Here is a 19,838-nt window from a genome sequence, read left to right on the forward strand (position 1 = left end):
ACTCTTTTTTTCAACTACTATCTTTTTCACATCATTCATCTTTTATTTTTACAAAAAGCAAAATTTTATTTTCTTTGCTTTATCTTGTGCTTTCTTTGGTTGTCGCCCTTACTTTTTCTTCGTGTAGCGAGCCTTTCTGTGTGCGTGGCAAGGGCGAGGTCGTAACCGAAACGCGCGATTTGCCTGCCTTCGAGGAGGTGGTTTTGAAGGGTAGTTTTGATGTTGTATTAGAAGAAGGGCAGGAAAGTAAAATTATTATTTCGGCACAAGAAAATATTTTAAGCGAACTTAGCACACAGGTACGAAGCGACGGACGTTTGGTAGTAGATTACGACCGTTGTGTCAATCATACCAAAAAAGTAACGCTGCGCATTACTTCGCCAAGCTACAAAGGTATCGTTTTAGACGGGTCGGGCAAGGTAGAATCGGTAGGCACTTTGCAGGGGCAAAACCTAAATATTGCCCTTAATGGGTCGGGCGATTTTGACATAGACCTGCGCTTAGAAGGCGAACTCGATGCCAATATCAATGGCAGCGGCGATATGAATTTTTGCGGAAACACCAATACGGCGCGTTATTTTATCAATGGCAGCGGCAATATCAAAGCCTTTTGCTTAGAAGCCCAAGAGGTGCGAGCCACTATTAGCGGCAGCGGCAATATCGAAGTCTGGGCTACCGAAGCCCTTAGTGCCAACATTACGGGCAGCGGCGATATTTACTACAAAGGCAATCCCGCTACTTTTAGCAGCAATGTCAGCGGTAGCGGAAAGGTACATAAAGTAGAGTAACAACTCTGACAGCCTTAAAATTAGTTTTTGTACTTTTATTTTCAAAAGCGGTATGCCACCTTCAAGGCTACCTCTTTCCAACCAAAAGCGGAGAAATTTATTTCTTCGCTTTTTTTGTATCAAGAAGTTAGTATCACGAAGCTCCTGCTTTGTTGGTAGCAAGCTATCCTTGCGAAGTGGGAGCTTCGCATTACTTTGTAAAAATTTTTACTACTTCATTCTACTTCTTTTAATAAGATACGAAAGCAGTATTTGGTTTAGATTTTCGGCAATATCTACTTCTATAAAATCAATTTTATACCTGCCGCAGGCATCGGCTAACCTTTGGTGTCGTTCTTTTACTTGTTTTTGGTAAAATTCGCGTACCGCAGCAGGTTGTAATTTGAGTCTTTGATTTGTTTCGAGGTCGATAAATTCATGGGGGCGGTCTTCGAAGGCAAAGGCTTCTTCTGTTTTTTTGTCTTTGATATGAAAGAGCAGTACCTCGTGTTTTTGGTGTTTCAAATGTTGTAGGGCTTCGAAAATCGCTTTTTCGTCTGTGGTATTATCGAGCATGTCGCTAAAAATGACAACTAAGGAGCGGCGGTGCAGGCGTTGTGCCAAATGGTCTAAAACCTGTGCAGCGGCAGTCCTTTTTTCCATTTTTTCGGTCTTGGGGTCAGATTTGGAAAGCGCGTCTAAGGCAAGCAAAACTTGATTGAGATGGGCAGCCGTAGATTTAATAGGCGTTTGCAGCTCTATTTTATCCGAAAAAGTGGTAAGCCCGACGGCATCACGCTGTTTGTAGAGTAGGTAGGAAAGTGCTGCCGCCGCCGCCACGCTAAAACCTATTTTCCCGAAATCGGGCGCAGGATAGTACATAGAAGGCGAGGCATCGACTACAATTTGGGCGCGTAAGTTGGTTTCCTCCTCATAGCGTTTGACAAATAATTTATCGGTACGCGCATACACTTTCCAATCTATATGGCGAATACTCTCACCCTCATTGTAGAGCCTATGTTCGGCAAATTCCACCGAAAAACCGTGATAGGGCGACTTGTGCAAACCCGAAATAAACCCTTCTACTACTTGGCGTGCCAATAGTTCCAGATTCCCAAAAGCGCGAACTTGTGTTAAATCCATAGCCAAATGCGATAAAAAAATGAAATGTTGAGTGAAATAACTGAATAGCGACAAGGCAAGATACGGCTTTTTTTTCAATCCTGCTGCCTCTGATACTTGTAATTCTTGTTAAAGTTTGCACTTAACACCTGTATAAGCGCACCTTTATTAGAGGTAAGCTAATTTATTTTTTGCCACAATGTATCCAATAAGTGCTTGAATAACAGTCTTTTAGGTGAGCAAATGAAGCATAGAACGGTTTTTTTAGTTGAAAAACGAAGTTTTTAGTTGCACAACTAAAAACTTCGTTGTATCTTTGCCCTATCCAAACTTTTATCCCTTAGACCTTTAAAATTATGCAAGACCAACTTCGCGAGCTTACAAAAGCAGAGTTACAAATTATGCAACTCCTTTGGCAATTAGAAAAGGCTTTTGTCAAAGATTTATTAGAAAAAATCCCTGAACCAAAGCCAAATTACAATACTGTTTCTACTATTATTAGAATTTTAGAGCAAAAAGGTTTTGTATCTCATCAGGCTTACGGAAACACACATCAATATTATCCGCTTATTTCGCAGGAGCAATACCAAGAGTTCGCTTTAAAAGAATTGACAAAAAACTTTTTCGGCGGCTCTTTAAAATCTTTACTTTCTTTTTTTATGAAAAAAAATGATTTGAGCCTCGAAGACCTCAATGACATTTTGAATAAAGAACAGGATTTTGATTCAAAAACAAAAAAATAAAATCAATTTTATGGAAAATTTATTGTATTTTTTACAAGTTCAGTTTTATATCAGCATTTTCTTTTTGATATACTGGCTATTTTTTAAAAAACATAGCTTTTATCAGCTGCGTCGATTTTATTTATTAGCGACACTTGTTCTTGCAATGTTATTGCCTTTGAGTCATTTTTTTGAACAAGAAGTAAAGCAAAGAGAAAAAGAAGACCTTGTTTTGCTGAAAACTGCCCTTTCGCATTTGCCACAAGAGGCGGTAGTGAATCAGAAACAAATCCCGCAAATATTTTCTGCTTCCTCTGAAATGGTAACTATTTTAAATTACAATGATATTTTTACAAATTTTTTAGTAAAATATTACAAATATTTTTATTATAGTATTGCATTTTTATTTGTATTAGTTTTTATATTCCAAAATATAAAACTTTTCTATTTTATACGAAAAATGAAAAAAGAAACTCCCTCATCACTTCATACTTTTATATGGCAGAGTAAGCAAAGAACGTTTCGCCTTTTTGAGTCAGAAAAAATACCTTATACTTTTTCTTTTTCTAATTTTATTTTTATTAAAACTACTGCTTTTCAAGACGCAAAAGAACGTGCTTTCCTACTCACGCACGAGCAGGCGCATGTGTATTATTGGCATACTTTTGATATATTTTTTATGAAAATTATACAAATTTTATTTTGGTATAATCCATTTATTTATGCCTATTTGCGTGAGATAAGGCAGGTGCATGAGTACATGGCAGACCAAGCGGCTGTGGCTTTCTGCCAAAAAACCCCACAAGAATATGCGTCCTTTTTGGCTGCACAGGCTTTGGGCGTTTCCCTGCAAAACCTTTTTGAACCACAAATGGGGCTTGCTTTTATACAAAGAGGGCAGCTAAAGGCACGCCTTCAAATGCTGGTTGTTCAAACACCAAAAAGCAAAAGGCGGCAATATTTTTGGCTTTTTCCGATTTGTGTCTTGTTTGTGTTGATTTCGTCTTGCTTAAATGAAAAAGTTAAAATTTTTGATAGTAAAAAAGATTATGATTCAACCTCAAATTTAGAAAATCGCTATTTTTTCGCCACAGCAGATTTCTTTTATTTCGAAGAACATCTGCAAACGCAACCTCATCAGTCTTTAAAAACAAAAACGATTGTCCAAACAGTTTTTAAAAATTCTGTTGATTCTACAAAATTTTTTAACGTCAAAATTAGACCTTCTAATTTGAAAAATCCTACACTTTATCTCGATTACAGAACGCTATCGGCTTCAAAGCAAATTAGTCGAGAGGGTTTTGAAATCAAGGCTTTTAATCAAGATAATATTCTCATTTCCAAATACTTAGAAAATGGATTGGTAGAAATTTCTGCTTCGCCTAAAGATATAATTTCTATCCAAATTCGTCCGAACAACGAAGATTTGCAAGACCTTTTCCACATAGAAAAGATAGAAGAAAAGCCTTTGACGCTTGCTTTTATTTCCGAGCCTGCACTTGAAATAGACTGGCTAACAGAGAAAAAAGTTTCTTCTAAATATTTGCAAAATTTATTAGAAAAACATAATAAAATCGCATCAGAAAAAAAGAAACTTACTGCACAGTTAGACCCTTCGTTGGTGGCTACTACCTCACAACAATTTTGGTTGGAAGAAGGGCAAACACAAGTAGAATTGCAGTGGAATACAGAGAAGCGCGAAAAACTTGCTTTTCAAATTGCAACAGAAAATAAAGAATCTGACTACCAAATACAAGTTTTTGATGCTCAAAATCAACTTCTTACAAAAATAAATGCAGAAGCTAAAAAAGAACAAACTTTGCATTATTTTCAGGCAGAGGAAAAAACTACTTACAAAATTAGATTTGTTCGAAACCCTTTGGCAAGCCAGCGTCTTCTTTTTTATGTATCATCTCTTTAACCTTTTAATAAAATGAAAAAAACTATAGTTTTATCTCTTTTGTTTATTTTATCCGTTTTTTCTTTTAGCTTGAAAGCTCAAATCAATAACGGCACAGTCGTTTATAGCGAGGAGTATGAAGACCTTACAGATGCTTCTTTGGAAAAGCGAATCAAACAAGTGCGCAAACAGGTAAAAGATGAGGCTCTGCAAGACAAAATTATTGAAACTTTCAAAAAAGACCAAAAAGAAAAGCCCAAATATGAGCGAACGCTATATTTCTCTAATCAGGAGGCTCTTTATGTAGAGAGGGAAGAAAACCAGTTGGGTATTAAAATGGGAATAGAAAAAACTTATTTTAATGTCAAACAAAATAAGGCTATTTCTGAAGCTTATGTCTTCGAAAAGGCATTTGTGATAGAAGAACCGCTGCCCAAACAAGATTGGGTATTGGTTGATAGTGTGCGCGAAATCACGCCTTTTAGGGCAAAGATGGCGGTTTTGCAAACTGATAGCAGTCGCATCGAGGCTTGGTATACCGAAGAAATCGCCTTGCCTTTGGGCGGTAGCGAGTATGGCGGCTTAAAGGGACTTATTTTAGAAGTCTATAAATCAGATGGTTCTGCCCTGCGTTTCAAAAGTTTTAGTGCGCAAGTGCCAGAAAAGGTGGAAATCAAAGCCCCTAAGAATGGCAAGAAAGTGTCTAAAAAGGAGTTTAACTTGATTTTGAGCCAAAAGGTAAGAGCCATGAATGAGGCGGTTAAAGGTGGTCAAGTTATTAAAGTTGATAAATAATATATTAAAAAATATGCTATTCTTTCTAAAAGGCTTGCCATTGGCAGGCTTCTTCTTTCTTAGTATGCTTTCTCTTTTCGCTCAAAAAACAGTTTTCAAAATGCAGGGAACTGTGAAAGATGAAGTGGGTTGGGGCATTGCTTCGGCGCAGGTGATTGTGCGCTCGGCGGCGGATTCTTCGCTCAAAGCCTTTGTAAGTGCAGATGTGCGCGGTGATTTTGAATTGAATTTGGAATCAAATTTGTACCAATTTGAGGTGCGTATGCTTGGTTATTTAACTCAAAAGCGAGAGCTTTTAGTAGAAAAAAGCAATTATAGAAAGCTAAATTTGGACTTTGTACTCAAAGAAAACCCCGAAATTTTGGGTGAAGTAGCCGTAGAAGCGCGTCGTCTGCCTGTAATAGAAAAGCAAGACACGCTTGAATTTGATGCCGAATATTTTAAAGGCGTGGGCGACGACAAAGTGGTAGATGTATTGAAAAAAATACCGGGTATGGAAGTGCGCGACGACGGCACAATTTACTACAAGGGCAAGCGTATCAAGGATATTTTGATAGAAGGCGAGAGTCTTTTTAGTAAAAGTCCTGAAACAATAAGTAAAGCATTTCCAGCCGATGCCGTCGATAAAATTCAAGTTTTAGATAATTATACCGAATTTGGCGGCAGAAAAAATCCCTTTGGAGAGGATAAAGCTATCAATTTGACCCTGCGAGATGATAAAAAAAATGTACTTTTTGGCGAAATAGCAGCAGTAGCAGGTGCAGGCAATGATGCCCTCAATGACAAGGCAAAAGTCCGCTATCGCCTACATGGGAACACTTTTTGGATAAAAAAGAAAGTCAAGACGATGTTTCTAACTGATATAAATAACGTAGGAAAACATACTTTTGATGTTCGAAGTTATTTAGAATTTACAGGTTCGCTCTACAATCGCAGAAATATAAACCTCAATGACGCGCCTATTAGCCAAGCACAAACCGAGCTGCCGCCACAAGTGGATACCTATTTTTCGGCACTTAGTACGGCTTTTAGTTTTTCTGATAAGTTAAAATTGCGAAGTTATGCCTTTTTTAATCAAAAAAATACACAACATTTCAATCAAATACAGCGTATTTTTGGCTCTCCCAATCTCGATTCACCCTATTTAGCAACCGCCAATTTTGAGAATAGAAACCTTTTGGCTACTTTACACAATCGTTTGTTTTATGTGCCTAATCAAAAACATAGTTTCAATTTTACACTTGAATTTTCACCTCAAAATCAAAATCAAAATGGAACAAATCGTGTTCTGTTTTTGGGATTAGAAAACCAAAATGAAGACCAACACCGCTATTTTCAGTTTAAAACGCGCTTGGGCGCAGCGCATCTTTTTACCATAGATGAAAAAAATACCTTAGATACAGATATAAATTTTATCTATAATCCGAATATAGATAGATTGCGCCTTGCCTCTACCGAAGATGTTTTTTCGACGCTTTTACCTGCTAATGCCTTGATACACAACGGCGATACTTTGCAGTTTTTCGAAATTGCCCTGCAAAATCGCATCAATTCCTATCAAGTCGAATGGAAAACTACCCACACCTACAAAGTAAAAAAGCGTTGGGAATGGAAAAATGAGATAGGAACAAATTTACAAACCCATAAGGCAGACTTTGTGTGGCAAAACGAACCTATTGCTAATTTTAAGTTGCCTAATAGCCTTGATTTATCGAATAATTTTTGGTACAATCGCGCTTATATAGGCACGCATCTTGCTTATATTCATAAACTTTTTCGCTTACAAATTGGTTCAAATTTAGCTTATTACGATTTAGATTTTGTAGGAAAAAGCAATCAATTTAGGCAAAATGAATGGCGTTTCGAGCCTAATGTCAGCCTTCATCTCAATTTGCCTTGGTCGCAAAATCTTACCTTTCAGTACCACTATCGCAATGAAATGCCTTCTTATCAAGACCTAAATGAGAGTTTTGCCATAGAAGATTTCAGGACACTAAGGCGCGGTTTTTCTCCTTTAAAACTCATGCCAACTCACTCATTTTCAGGACAATATTTTCTAATGCACCTATTTTCGCGCACTCAAATCTTTTTGATGTTTAACTATGATAAAAGCCCTTTGAGCATCAGCAGTAGCCAAGTCATTACCGCAGGTGCGCAGGCAAGTCAAGCCTTACAAGTAAGTAGAGAAAATCGTTTTTTTACAGGAAATTTTAGTAAATCTTTTGATGGGAAAGTGCCATTAACTCTTAGAGGGAGTTTTTCTCTTACACAATTTGAATCTGAAAATGTATTGAATAACACGACAAATCATTTTCAAAATTATATGCAAAACTATAGCTTTTTTGCACAAACCCGTTTCAAGAAAAAATTTAATATAGAATTAAGTTGGCGCAACCAACGAAACCGCTATCTTTCTGATTTGCAGCCAGATGCGCTAAAAAGCCAGATGCACTATTTACGAGGTAGTTTGGTTTTTGAGTTTTTTGAAAAACTTATCATCAAACCCCAAGCCGAACAGGTGTTTTTCCTACGCCAAAATGAGGAAATGCGACAGTTCTTTTTTCTAAATGGCACAATAAGCTATAAAATCAATAAAAAGTACCAAATAGAGGCAGAAAGTTTCAATGTTTTAAACACCAATCAAATCAATAGCATTAGTATCTCACCTTTTTACGAAGAAACCAATCAGAAAGCTCTTTTAGGCAGATTTTGGCTTTTGGGTTTGAAGCGAAATTTTTAGTCTAATATTTATTTTACAAAAAATCCTATTCTTTTCGTTTTCAAACCAAAAGAATAGGATAATAAAAAAGATGAAACTTATACTTTGTATTCATATCATTTAGATTCCAAAAAAGGCTTCCACGATTCGTCGCCCAAACTCGAAAATTCGCGTAAAAACATCACAAAAGTAGGGCGAAAGGGCTTGTAGGGTAGTGTCATGCCCGCTTTTTCTAAGTCGAGATTGCCCTTTTTGGCATTGCACTTTTGGCAAGCCGTAACCAAATTGTGCCAATCCGAGCGTCCCCCACGTGAGCGCGGCACGACATGGTCGAGGGTCAATTCCTCTTTTTTGCGATTGCCACAATACACGCAGCGGTAGCCGTCGCGCTTGAAAATATTTTGACGCGAAAGCACAACCCCACGATAAGGCACATTGACATAGCTCACCAAACGAATGACCGAAGGCATCGGAAAAGCACGCGTTACGGTGCGAATGTACTCGCTATGGTCGCTATTGACAATTTCTGCCTTGTTCATATACACCAATAAAAACGCTTTATAGACACTGCAAACCGAAATGGCGCGATAGTCTGCGTTTAGAATGAGAACTTTCCGACCTTCAAACATAACTTTGTAAAGTTTGGCTTCAATCAAAAGTACAAAACTTGTTTGACTTTTAAATGAATGGCGTGTTAAAAAACTGTGTCTTTTGGGTAAAGTGGCAAAAGATTTTTAATGCCCTAATTCCCTCAAATACAACGCCATAACAACACAGTTGTAAAGCAGAAAGTTCGTTAAAGTTCATTTTATCGCCCAAATTCTATCAAATTAAGAAGAAAATAAGGCGCACGCTGCTAAAAACAATACTTTTTTCGAATTTCGTAAGCCTGATTGTCCCCCAATTCTACGGCACGTTCCAAATCTTGGCAGGTCTCTGTTTTTCGCTCCAAACGGTAGTAGGCTAAGGCGCGATTGTGAAAAGCAAACGCATTTTTATCATCTATTGTGATTGCTTTTGTAAAATAAACAATAGCACTATCATAATTACCCAACGAACCTAAGGCAATTCCACCCCAATTATAGGCAGCACTATAAAGTGAATCTTGCTTAATAGCCGTCTGAAAGTCTTGTAAAGCCACTGCATAACTTCCATTTTTACAGGCTAATCGTCCTCTATTGTAATAGGCTTCTGTATAATTTGGATTTAATAATATGGCACTATCAAAATCATTTTTAGCCAATTCGGGTGCAAATTCTACCTTTGCCAAGCCCCGTCCGTTGTATGCTTCTGCAAATTTGGGGTTTTTGGTGAGCGCAATCTCAAAAAAATGATGCGCCTCCTTGTGGTGTTTGAGAGCCAAATAGCACCAACCTTTGCCCGCCCAACTGCGAAAATGATTTTTTTGCACACGTAGGGCATAATCGTAGTTTTTGAGAGCCTCGCGATAATTTTGAGCGCGATACGATTTTTCGCCCATCTCAAAATAATCCTCTACTGTGGGAAGGTTGCAGGCAGATAAAAATCCTATTAGCACGAAGAAAAAAACAAGGGTTACTTTTTTTTGTATCATACTTTGAAATGAAATATGGTTTTTCATAGAAAAAACAAGAATTTGTTTGTCTGTTTTTTTACAAAGTTAGGGTAAAATTTGCCAAAAGACAAACAAAATAAGCTGCTGGGCAAAGCCGAATTCGTGTGCCAATCTTTAAAAAACTGCCCTTCTAACAGATTTAGCCCTATCTTTGTTTTTCTAAAATCTTTTGCTTTTCATAATGCGTTTCTTCTTTCAAAACTTACATCAAACGCTGGAAAACCCTAAACGGCAACAAAGCATCGATGTCATGCGCGGTATAGCGGGCTTGTTTGTGGTCTTGGTGCATTATCATCAAGTTATTCCATTTTTACATCAATTTAGTGGATTGCCCACTAATTTATTTCTCTTACTTTCAGGCTATTTGGTGAGTCTGCCCCTGACGCGCGATTTTTTAGATACCCAAGAAAGGCTCTCCTTTCGCAATTTTTTTATAAGAAGGCTCTTTAAAATTATACCTTCTTACTATACTTTTTTGATAATAGGACATTTTTTTGTATTATGGCAAATCAAGCCACTTGCTCCCGATTTAGTAGTACAAGGCAAAGAATGGTTTTCTTATTTTCTTTTTTATCGCAACTATGGAAGCCCTCCTGCGCGTACTTTTGAGCATACTTGGTCGGTTTGTGTAGAGGGGCATTTTTATACGTTGCTGCCTTTTTTTTACATTTTCTTACATTTTTTATGTAAAAAAAAGATAAAATACAAAAAGTTAAGTATGCTTCTCTTTATCATAGGCATTATTATTTTGGGTATTTTTTTCAAATTTCTTGCCTATCTTACAGGCTTTGCCGAACACCCTAACTACACACACAATAAGATGGACGTAATTGCTTGGGGTATTTTGTTGGGCATTTTGGAATTTGCCTTTCCCGATTTTATGAAAAAATATGCAGGAAAACGCATATTTCTTTTCTTAGGATTGTGTATTTTAACACTTACGCTGGCTTTTCATCAGGCTTTTGAAAAATCCTTTTTTCATATTTTTTGGCTCAATGCCCTTTCGCCTTTTTGTTACTTTCTTATTTTAGTGGGACTTTTGTATAAAAAAATGCCTATTTTTTTAAGTCCTTTGCGCTATTTATCATACTTCAATTACAATTTATATCTTTGGCATTTTATTTTAATAGTTCCCTTTACACATTATTGGGGAGCAGGCTATACAGGGGCTTTTTTGTATCTTTTATGTAGCATTTTTTTAGCTATATTTTTTACTTTTCTGATAGAAGAACCTATGTTAAAAATAAGGGAAAAGTTTTTAAAATAGATTAAGTATTTTTAAAAATGAATAGAAAACTGTTTTCTAAATTCTATATTTTCTTGTGCAATAATATCCATTTGGTCTAAATCAAGGGCTACCAAATTTCCAAGTCCTGCTGCCTTTCGCGTATGATGCACGCAACCGTTGTCGATGCAAATAACAGGGTTTCCGTATTCGATGTCATCTTTGATAAATTGCAGATATTCTGGCACGTGTCCATGAATGATGCGTTTATTGCCAACTACTTGAATATCAGGCTCAAAATAGCGTGTCCATAACATTTTTTGCTTATCGAGAAAGGGATTTGCCTGCGAAAAATCAAAACCAGCATGTACTAATAAAAAATTATTAATTTCAAAATAATAATCAAGATTGTAAAAAAAATCTCTATACTGTGGAAGTAAAAGACCGCGCTCGTCTAAAATATTTTTAAGTTTGCGCGTGTTGGGATAAGTTGGGTAGTTGGGGTAGGTATTTTGTTGTTTTTCTATTAAAATTTTTTGTTGACTTTGTATCAAAATTTCTTCGTGATTCCCTCTTAATGCAAATATTTGGTACTTTTTTTGTTTTAATTTTAAAATAAAATCTAAAACTCCCTTTGAATCAGGTCCCTTATTGATGTAGTCGCCTAAAAGAAAAAGTTGGTCTTGGGTTGTGAGTCCGATTTTATCGATTAAGGCGTACAAGGTTCGCGCACAGCCATGAATATCTGAAATGGCAAAACGCCGTCCCTGCCGATTTTCCATAGGAACGGCAAAAGAGTTGGGAACGGAAAGTGGGCGCACCGCAGACATAAATGGGTTTTTATCAGATTGAAAGGGGAGCTTTTTAAAAAGAAAAGCAATACAAATTTACAAAAAACGGAGGAAAAATCATAGGTGTAGCGCAGGAAAAATATAGAGCGCGACGAAAAAAAGAGCGATTGAAGGCTGCCTTTTCAATTTATTTTGTATTTTTGCGTTTTAAAATAGACCAAAAGTAAGGTTATCAAGCCTAAATGAGTACAATTTTCTCACAAAAAAACAATCAATTTTATATGACACCTGCACCAATCCTATTGCGCCTTTTCCTTGTTTTGTGTTTGGCAGGAGGGTTTGCCCCGCTTTGGGCGCAAAATGCTTATACTGCTTATTTTGATAAAGATAGTCTTACAAAATATCAATATACTTTTGTAGAGAAAACAGGAAATAACTATGATTTTATTGTAAGAAAACGCAATACTTCGCAAAACGAAGCCGCAGGTGATGCCGTATCCTATGAAGAAGTTTATTTGAGTGAAGCCACTTTTTCGCCCAAAAAGGGCATCTTTGAGCTTAAAATTTATTATTCAGAAAAAAAGGATTATCGCTGGAAAATAAACGAAGAAAACTATCTCATTACGCTTTTTAATCCCAAGCTAAAAAAGATAATGTATAAACCTTCGGGCGAAAAGATGACGCAGAAGCGTCTGCAAAGTCCTGCGCCACAAGTGCCGACGGTAGAATTTGAGGAGGAATTTTCGCCCGAACTTGCCTTTCGCATTGCAGCGGAATTTTTTATACTCAAATACGAAAAAATAATGAAAAAATAATAAAAAATAAAGGTAATAGTTTTTTGAAAATAAAAATCTATTTTTAGCTTTTAAAATTTATATCAGTTTTCATAACCTTAACAATCTTACAACGTGCCTTATTCTTCCACACAGGGGGTTGTCCTTTTTGGTGCAGAATCTACAGGTAAAAGTACCTTATCTGTTCTTTTAGCAAATCATTATCAGACGCTTTACAATCCCGAATTTGTCAGAAGCTATTTAGAGGAGCGACATCTTTTTGGGCTAATTCAACATCAAAAGCAAATTTCATATACAGATGTAGAAATGATTGCATTGGGACAGCTTATTTCAGAAAAAAACTGTTTTAGACAGGCTTCTTTATTAGAAAAAAAATACGTTTTTTTTGATACAAATTTAATCACTACTCTGGTGTATAGTCGTGAAATTTATAAACAAATTCCTGTTTTTTTAGAGGCTATGATTGAAAAACAACCCTACGACCATTATTTTTTGCTCGATACAGAGGGACAGTGGCAGCCCGATTTACAACGCGAAAGCCCTGCGGTGCAGCATTTTTTTCAGGAGAAAATGAGAGCAGAATTAGAAAAAAGAAACCTTGTCTATGAACTTATTTCGGGGTCGGAGTTGGAAAGACTACAAAAAATTATACAATTTCTTGATAAAAACTAAAAGAAGTGCTTTTTCCTACTCTTTTTTTTTAGCCTCCTTTCCCTCTTTTTTTTTACATTTGCAGCAGACCTCAAATTCTGACTCTTTAACACCTATTTCACATGAATAAACTTCGACTTTGGGCTTTTTTCTTGCTTTTAGGAATTGCCCTCCCCCTACATTTGCCGCTGCAAGCGCAGAAAAAAAACAAAAATGCGGACAGCAAGCAGGCAGAAAACGCGCTTACGGTAGAAGCGGTATATACTACGGCAGGATTGTATGAAAAATCGGTACAATCTGTAAATTGGTTGAAAAGTGGCAGTTTTTATACGGCACTTACCAACAATGCTATCGTAAAATATGACCTGACGACAGGGCAGGCGGTAGAAACTTGGTTCGAAGGTAGCGATTTCAATATACAAGTGTCTGATTATCAGTTGGGTAGCGACGAGGCACAAATTCTAATCCTTACCAATCAGGAGTCTATTTATAGGCGTTCCTACCAAGCCATTTATTATCTTTACAATAGAAATGATAAAGCATTTGAAAAACTAAAAAATGGTGAAATGATTTCTTATGCGACGCTTTCGCCTGATGGCAAAAAGGTTGCGTATGTGCAGAACAACAATCTTTTTGTCTATGATTTAGCCACGAAGAAGGAAACTGCCATTACAAAAGATGGAAAAAGGAATGAAATCATACATGGCTCTACGGATTGGGTTTATGAAGAGGAATTTGGCTTTGCGCAGGCTTTTTATTGGTCGCCAGACAGCAAAAAAATAGCTTATTATACCTTTGATGAAAGCCAAGTCAAGGAGTACAATATGCAACTATGGAGCAGTAAAAGTCTTTATCCCCAAGATTATCACTTTAAATATCCAAAGGCTGGCGAGCAAAATTCTAAAGTTAGCATTTCTATTTTTAATTTAGAAAATGATTCGCAAATAAGAGCAAAAATTGGAAATGAAACCGACATCTACATTCCGCGCGTTCAATGGACAAAAGATGCAAACTTGCTGGCTATCAGAAAGTTAGACCGTTTGCAGCAAAATTTAGAACTCTATCATACCAACGCACAGACGGGTGAAAGTGTCTTGGTTTTGAAAGAAAAAGAAGATACTTATATCGACATCGAATACACTTCCGACCTACATTATTTGAAGAACGGCAAGCAATTCGTGATGATGAGCGAGCGAAGTGGTTACAATCATCTTTATCTTTATGAAATGAATGGTCAGTTAGTTTCTCAAATTACCAACGGGAATTGGGAAGTAACAGAGCTACTTGGCATTGATGAGAGCAGCGAAATTTCTACGCTTTATTTCCTTTCTACGGAGGTATCGCCCTTAGAACGACACTTCTATCGCATGCAAATAGATGGTAAAAACAAAGAAAAACTTACATCTATGGCAGGCTTTCACGAAGTCAATATGAGTCAAGATTTTAGTTATTATATTCTGAATCATTCTAACACAACTACTCCCCTTACGGTTCGCTTATTTGAAACCAATTCAAATAAAGAACTAAAAGTTTTGGCGGAAAACAGTTTGGTTCTGACCACTACCCAAAAATTTGGCATGGTAAAAAAGGAAATAGGGGAATTTACTAATTCAAATGGTGATAAGATTTATTATCAAATGTATAAACCTGCTTCCATTAAAAAGAAGGAAAAACTACCTGTTTTGATGTATGTCTATGGCGGTCCGGCTTCACAAGAAGTTAGAAACGCTTGGGGTGGCAGACCTAATGATTATTTTCATCAAATTTTAGTACAAAAAGGATACATTGTCGTTACGGTAGATAACAGAGGCACAGAGGCGCGTGGAGCGGCTTTCAAAAAAGCTACCTACCGAAATTTGGGTAAATTAGAGGTGCAAGACCAGATTGATGGTGCAAAATTTTTGGCGACGCTACCTTATGTAGATGCCACACGCATAGGCATTTGGGGTTGGAGCTACGGCGGTTATATGTCGTCTTTGCTGATGACTTTGGGGGCGGATTATTTCAAGGCGGGTATCGCCGTTGCGCCTGTAACGAGTTGGCGTTATTACGATACGGTCTATACCGAGCGTTTTTTGCAGCGTCCGCAAGACAATCCGACGGGTTATGATGCCTATTCGCCCATCACGCACGCAAAAAAATTGAAGGGTGCGTTTTTGCTTGTGCATGGAACAGGCGACGACAATGTGCATTTTCAAAATGCGGTCATCTTTCAGGAGGCGTTGATTCAGGCAAATAAGGATTTCGATTCCTTTTACTATCCCGACAAAAATCACGGCATTTATGGGGGCATGACCCGTATTCATTTATACAATAAAATGCTTAAATTTTGGCTACTTAATTTATAGTTTTTCATTTGATAAGTCCTTTTCTTATTCTTTTTCAAAGCATAGAAAAGGACTTTTTATAGCTAAAAAAATGAACTTTCAACAACTTCAATACATAACAGCCCTTGCGCAAACCCAAAATTTTGTCAAGGCAGCCGACCTCTGTTCGGTTACGCAGGCTACTTTGAGCCAGATGGTTAAAAAATTAGAGGAAGAATTGGGAGTTAAGATTTTTGATAGAAGCAGATTGCCTATCGTTCCTACCGAAATTGGTTTTAAAATCATCAAACAAGCGCAACTAATTTTGCAGGAGCAGGAGCGTCTGCACCAAATTGTGCAGCAGGAGCAAACGCTATTACAAGGCGAGCTAAAATTAGGAATTATCCCTACGCTTGCGCCTTATTTGTTGCCGCTTTTTGTGAAATCTTTTTTGGAAAAATATTCGGCTATCTCACTCAAAATCAATGAATTGACTACGGAAGAAATTGTAAAACAGTTAGAAAATCAAACGATTGATGTGGGAATTTTAGCCCTGCCTTTGGGCGAGGCGCAAATCAAAGAAATGCCGCTTTTCTACGAGGAGTTTGTTGCTTTTTCACCTACTTTCGCATCTTCGCATAGAGAAAAAGATAAAGTTTATATTTTACCAAAAGATTTAGATTTTTCTAAACTTTGGCTTTTAGAAGAGGGACATTGCTTGCGCCATCAGGTCTTGAATTTGTGTGAATTGAAGGCGCGTGATGCTTCACAAAATCAGTTAGATTTTGAAACGGGAAGTCTGGAAACGCTCAAAAAAATGGTGAAATTGCATCAGGGCATCACGATTTTGCCCGCCTTGGCGTTGTTGGACTTATCGGCGGAGGAAAAGGGGCAAATTCGCTATTTCGAGCCGCCCGCACCTGTGCGTCAGATTGGCATGGTTAGCTATCGGTATTTTGTCAAGGAGCGGCTCATTTTGGCACTCAAACAAGAGATTTTAAGCCAACTACCGAGCCACATAGAGCGAGAATCTGACCTAAAAAAAATTGTACCTATTAAATCATAAAAACAGTTTTTTTATTTTTTTGCCTAAATCTAGGGACAAGGCATTGCCTTGTCCCAAGTTAGCACAAAATTCTTGTTTCGCGTTGCGTTCAGACGTGCGAAGCTGGAGCTTCGCGCTACAGGTGAGAGCCTTGTCCGAAGTTAGCACAAAATTCTTGTTTTGCGTTGCGTTCAGACGTGCGAAGCTGTAATTTCGCGCTACAAAGGTCATTACACAAAAAAAGCACCCTATTTTAAATAAGGTGCTTTTTCATATTTTAATCAGGGAGACTGATGGGGTTCGAACCCACGACCTTCGGAACCACAATCCGACGCTCTAACCAGCTGAGCTACAACCTCCGTCTTATTTTTGCCAAAACTTATGAAAAGTAAACCGCTTTTGGCTTTTGTTTAGTTTCCGTCCGTTTTGATGATGCAAAGGTAGTGCGTTTTTTCGAAAGCTCCAAATTTTTTTCGCTGTTTTTTTGCAAAAAAGTACGAAAAAAAGCCTGCTTATCGCTAACTGTCTGTTTTTCAAAGCTATTTTTAGGGGCGAATCGAGGAGAAAACAGTAAGAAAACGAAAAAAAATCCCTTTTAGCCATACTTTTTACCTTTTTTCCTACCTCCCTGCTTTTCGCAAAAGGCTACTGCTTTCTCCCTTCGCGTTTTGCCTTTTGTGGATTTCTGCTTATCTTTCTGCTTTTAAATTTGCAGGTAGGGCATTGAATTTGTATTTTTGGCACGTCTATCCGATAAGGTCAAAGGTTTGCAAAGTTGTGTTCTTTTAGAAAAAGCCGAAAAAAGAGGTGGCTTGGGCTAATTTGTAGCCTAAAACGCACCTATCTTGTGTTTTGAGTCGTGTTTTTTCAGTGTTTTTCAAGGGCGAGGCATGAGGTATGCGGAAAAAGATTTGGCGTTCTTTTTGCCTAAGGATAAAAAGATTATGTATTTTCATGGAAAAGTTTTTAAAAATGTCTTTGAACGTGTTTTTTTTAGTTTCTTTTAGAAACTGCTAAGTTGCTATCTTCTGTTTCAGACCAAAAAACACAATTTTCTTACCTAAGTTATGAAGCGCGTTGTTGTATTTTCAAGTCTTATTTTAATGGGTTCAAAGGACAAGACGGCAAAGGAGAAGCGGCTGCCTTTATTCAATTCTCTTTTTTATTGTAAAAAAAATACAACTATAAAGTTACTTTTCTTGCTTTTTACACTATTTTTTTGTACTGCCTGCCCCTATGAATCAGATGTACCCATAGATTTGCCCAAAGTGCCAACTGAACAGCGTTTTTTAGGAAGATGGCGACTAAAAAGTGGCTCTAAAAACTTTTTCACGATTGATAGACAAGATAGATTTCGCTACAAAATAGAGGAAAACGCCTACAATGCAACGACAGGCGTGTATGAAAAGCGTTTTTATGCAGGGCATCTGACCTATTTAAAGGGAGTGCCTTTCTTGCAGGTGCGCGTTTTGGAAGGAACAGAAATGACGGCTGTTGCGCCCACAGAGGTTTATTATCTCTACAAAGTACAAACCCTGACAAGCCAAGAAGTGGAGTTGGTGTTGCTTTCTGAAAAAAATCCTAAGTTTAATAATAGCATTGAACTAAAAAATTATATCTTACGCAATCTCCTAAATCCGAATTTATACGAAAAAACGGAAAAATATATAAAAGAATAAAAGGGCAGAGGGGAAAGTTACGGCTTTATCCGTATTGAGATTGAAATAAAAAAGCGTTTCCAGACCAAAAAATAGAGTTCAGACCAAATTTTATTTTGCTCAAAATTTGAGGCACAAGATTTTTTGCAGCATTTGAAAAGGCTGCACCCCTGCCCGCTCTTTCGAGAAGTGCAGGGGTGCAATATGAGATTTTACCGTTAGAACAACGCCATAGGATACAACTTGAAAATCTTATTTTATCTTGTTTTAAAACAAAAAACATAAATCATTTCCCTAAGTTGCGTAGCTAATTTATCCCTCTAAATCATCTCCAATAAGCGTGGCGGCAGTTCTGCCTGCTTTCATGGCTGCATTGATAGAGCCATTAAGGAGATAGTCGCCTGCAAGGTAGAGATTGGGTTGGATACGAATTTCCTCTGCTGCACTCTGCTGCCTGACGTGCATTTGGTTTGGCAGGGCATAGGCAATGGAATAGCTTTTGAGAAATTGCCACGTGTCAACAGACTGCGGATACCAAAGGGAAAGTTCGCGCTTTACGCGCTCGACAAGCGTTTGCTCCTCCTCTGGGGCAAGGTAGCCCATCGAATCGGCATAGTAATCATTGATGGAAACGCTGATAAGGTGCTGCCCTTTGGGTGCATAATCGGGCGCAACGCTATCCATGACCATAAAATTATTGACCAAACGCGCCTGATTTTGATAGCTCGCCTTTGCTGCATTGAGGGCTAAGATGGGCTTTTTGTAGGGTGCTTCGGTGGCTGAAAAATAGAGGCAGGTAACCTGACGCGGAGGGCGCGACTGGGCAAGCCTTTGTGGGCGAAATTGCGCCAAAAAGGAATTTTCCTCTGTGGCTAACAAGACCTTTCGCGCCTCGAATCGCTCGCCTTTTTCTGTTAGCACACTGTAATAACTAAAATCTTGGTTTGCTTTTTGGTATGATTTTTCTTCTATTGCCACAACGCGCTCTTGGCAGAGAATACACTCCTGCGGCAATTCGGCAGCCAACTGCTTGGGAATTTCCTCCATGCCTAAGGCTGGAATCGCGACAGAGTCGGCAGAAAACATTTGAAAGACAAAATCGAACATACGGTTAGAAGTCTGCAAGTCTTTTTCTAAAAAAATGCCCCCTAAAAAAGGCTCGAAAAAGTTTTCTATCATTTTAGACTTAAAACCATATTGGCGTAGGGCTGCTAAGGTCGTTGTTTCGGGTTGCTCAAAAATTTCCTTTTCTGTTTTGGCTAAAATTTCGGTCTTGACTAAGAGCATACGAATTTTATCCGCCCAACTTGCGATAGGAGCTTTGAGCGTCCTGCCTACTGTGGCGGGGCTACGTAGGGGGTCTGCAATTTCTGCAATCTTGCCATTGTCTAAATGTACTAATGCGCCTGTCCCAAACTTCTTCAAATTCAACTTTTTATAGTTAAGCATGCGCTTGGTTTCGGGGTATGCCAAAGGCAAGACCTGAAAGCCTCTATCTAAACGAAACCCATGTAGTACGTCGGTTTTGATGCGTCCGCCTACGCGCTCTGTCGCTTCTAAAATCTTTACGTGCAAACCGCGACGGTGCAGGCGCACCGCTGCTGTAAGCCCTGCCAAGCCGCCACCTACTACCAAGACATCGAGCAATTCGGTAGGTTGCGTTTTTTCGTGAGGAGTCGTTTGTTGTGCCATCGGTATCGAATGGGAAAGAGGGTGAGGATTTGATGCGCTCAAAATTACAAAAAATTT

At 38.0% G+C, this 19,838-nt stretch carries 17 protein-coding genes and 1 tRNA gene; 11 read left to right on the forward strand and 7 right to left on the reverse strand.

All coding sequences use genetic code 11. From position 1 onward, the window contains the following. Nucleotides 1–74 precede the first annotated feature (74 nt). Nucleotides 75–788, forward strand: a complete 714-nt coding sequence (locus tag G500_RS0105185) for a head GIN domain-containing protein (protein ID WP_161626080.1) — start codon at nucleotides 75–77, stop codon at nucleotides 786–788. A gap of 210 nt (nucleotides 789–998) precedes the next feature. On the opposite strand, the gene G500_RS0105190 is transcribed toward G500_RS0105185, so the two are convergent. Further along, nucleotides 999–1,910, reverse strand: a complete 912-nt coding sequence (locus G500_RS0105190) for a DUF58 domain-containing protein (protein WP_035756364.1) — start codon at nucleotides 1,908–1,910, stop codon at nucleotides 999–1,001. A gap of 335 nt (nucleotides 1,911–2,245) precedes the next feature. Between G500_RS0105190 and G500_RS22405 the strand changes: the two genes are divergently transcribed. From G500_RS22405 to G500_RS0105210, 4 genes are read left to right on the forward strand one after another with little or no spacing between them, the layout of a single operon-like run. Beyond that, on the forward strand, nucleotides 2,246–2,632 hold the full coding sequence (locus G500_RS22405) for a BlaI/MecI/CopY family transcriptional regulator (protein ID WP_035756366.1): 387 nt from the start codon (nucleotides 2,246–2,248) through the stop codon (nucleotides 2,630–2,632). A gap of 10 nt (nucleotides 2,633–2,642) precedes the next feature. After that, nucleotides 2,643–4,532, forward strand: a complete 1,890-nt coding sequence (locus G500_RS0105200) for a M56 family metallopeptidase (protein ID WP_154657024.1) — start codon at nucleotides 2,643–2,645, stop codon at nucleotides 4,530–4,532. Nucleotides 4,533–4,544: 12 nt separating this feature from the next. After that, entirely contained in the window at nucleotides 4,545–5,306 is a 762-nt protein-coding gene (locus G500_RS0105205; RefSeq protein WP_027001815.1) for a GLPGLI family protein, read from the forward strand. Between the two features lie 13 nt (nucleotides 5,307–5,319). Further along, nucleotides 5,320–8,046 (forward strand): peptidase associated domain and porin domain-containing protein, encoded by a 2,727-nt coding sequence (locus tag G500_RS0105210; RefSeq protein WP_027001816.1) that lies wholly within the window; start codon nucleotides 5,320–5,322, stop codon nucleotides 8,044–8,046. Nucleotides 8,047–8,141: 95 nt separating this feature from the next. Here the strand turns inward: G500_RS0105210 and G500_RS0105215 are convergent, their stop codons facing one another. Continuing rightward, entirely contained in the window at nucleotides 8,142–8,654 is a 513-nt protein-coding gene (locus tag G500_RS0105215; RefSeq protein ID WP_027001817.1) for an HNH endonuclease, read from the reverse strand. Nucleotides 8,655–8,881: 227 nt separating this feature from the next. After that, nucleotides 8,882–9,625, reverse strand: a complete 744-nt coding sequence (locus G500_RS0105220) for a tetratricopeptide repeat protein (protein WP_027001818.1) — start codon at nucleotides 9,623–9,625, stop codon at nucleotides 8,882–8,884. 175 nt (nucleotides 9,626–9,800) lie between these two features. Here G500_RS0105220 and G500_RS0105225 point away from each other — a divergent pair, with 175 nt between their 5' ends. Then, a complete protein-coding gene (locus G500_RS0105225) occupies nucleotides 9,801–10,886 on the forward strand; it encodes an acyltransferase family protein (RefSeq protein ID WP_027001819.1) in 1,086 nt (361 codons plus the stop codon). Between the two features lie 11 nt (nucleotides 10,887–10,897). On the opposite strand, the gene G500_RS0105230 is transcribed toward G500_RS0105225, so the two are convergent. Continuing rightward, nucleotides 10,898–11,674 (reverse strand): metallophosphoesterase family protein, encoded by a 777-nt coding sequence (locus tag G500_RS0105230; RefSeq protein WP_051203301.1) that lies wholly within the window; start codon nucleotides 11,672–11,674, stop codon nucleotides 10,898–10,900. 242 nt (nucleotides 11,675–11,916) lie between these two features. Between G500_RS0105230 and G500_RS0105235 the strand changes: the two genes are divergently transcribed. From G500_RS0105235 to G500_RS0105255, 4 genes are all read left to right on the forward strand, one after another. Beyond that, the gene (locus tag G500_RS0105235) at nucleotides 11,917–12,450 is read left to right on the forward strand and encodes a hypothetical protein (RefSeq protein ID WP_154657026.1); all 534 of its coding nucleotides are present in this window, start codon (nucleotides 11,917–11,919) and stop codon (nucleotides 12,448–12,450) included. A gap of 93 nt (nucleotides 12,451–12,543) precedes the next feature. Further along, the gene (locus tag G500_RS0105240; RefSeq protein WP_027001822.1) at nucleotides 12,544–13,101 is read left to right on the forward strand and encodes an AAA family ATPase; all 558 of its coding nucleotides are present in this window, start codon (nucleotides 12,544–12,546) and stop codon (nucleotides 13,099–13,101) included. 101 nt (nucleotides 13,102–13,202) lie between these two features. Further along, on the forward strand, nucleotides 13,203–15,428 hold the full coding sequence (locus tag G500_RS0105250; RefSeq protein ID WP_027001823.1) for a S9 family peptidase: 2,226 nt from the start codon (nucleotides 13,203–13,205) through the stop codon (nucleotides 15,426–15,428). A 70-nt stretch (nucleotides 15,429–15,498) separates the two neighbouring features. Next, the gene (locus G500_RS0105255) at nucleotides 15,499–16,452 is read left to right on the forward strand and encodes a hydrogen peroxide-inducible genes activator (protein ID WP_027001824.1); all 954 of its coding nucleotides are present in this window, start codon (nucleotides 15,499–15,501) and stop codon (nucleotides 16,450–16,452) included. A gap of 263 nt (nucleotides 16,453–16,715) precedes the next feature. Here G500_RS0105255 and G500_RS0105265 read toward each other — a convergent pair. Together G500_RS0105265 and G500_RS25940 are read right to left on the reverse strand one after the other, a co-directional pair. Continuing rightward, nucleotides 16,716–16,791, reverse strand: a tRNA-His gene (locus G500_RS0105265). A 425-nt stretch (nucleotides 16,792–17,216) separates the two neighbouring features. Continuing rightward, nucleotides 17,217–17,387, reverse strand: coding sequence for a hypothetical protein (locus tag G500_RS25940; RefSeq protein ID WP_161626081.1), 171 nt, complete (start codon nucleotides 17,385–17,387; stop codon nucleotides 17,217–17,219). A gap of 111 nt (nucleotides 17,388–17,498) precedes the next feature. Here G500_RS25940 and G500_RS0105280 point away from each other — a divergent pair, with 111 nt between their 5' ends. Beyond that, entirely contained in the window at nucleotides 17,499–18,110 is a 612-nt protein-coding gene (locus tag G500_RS0105280) for a hypothetical protein (protein ID WP_027001827.1), read from the forward strand. Between the two features lie 291 nt (nucleotides 18,111–18,401). Here the strand turns inward: G500_RS0105280 and G500_RS0105285 are convergent, their stop codons facing one another. Further along, the gene (locus G500_RS0105285) at nucleotides 18,402–19,781 is read right to left on the reverse strand and encodes a protoporphyrinogen/coproporphyrinogen oxidase (protein ID WP_051203302.1); all 1,380 of its coding nucleotides are present in this window, start codon (nucleotides 19,779–19,781) and stop codon (nucleotides 18,402–18,404) included. Nucleotides 19,782–19,838: the final 57 nt, after the last annotated feature.

The organism is Hugenholtzia roseola DSM 9546, from assembly GCF_000422585.1.
Classification (GTDB): Bacteria; Bacteroidota; Bacteroidia; order Cytophagales; family Bernardetiaceae; genus Hugenholtzia; species Hugenholtzia roseola.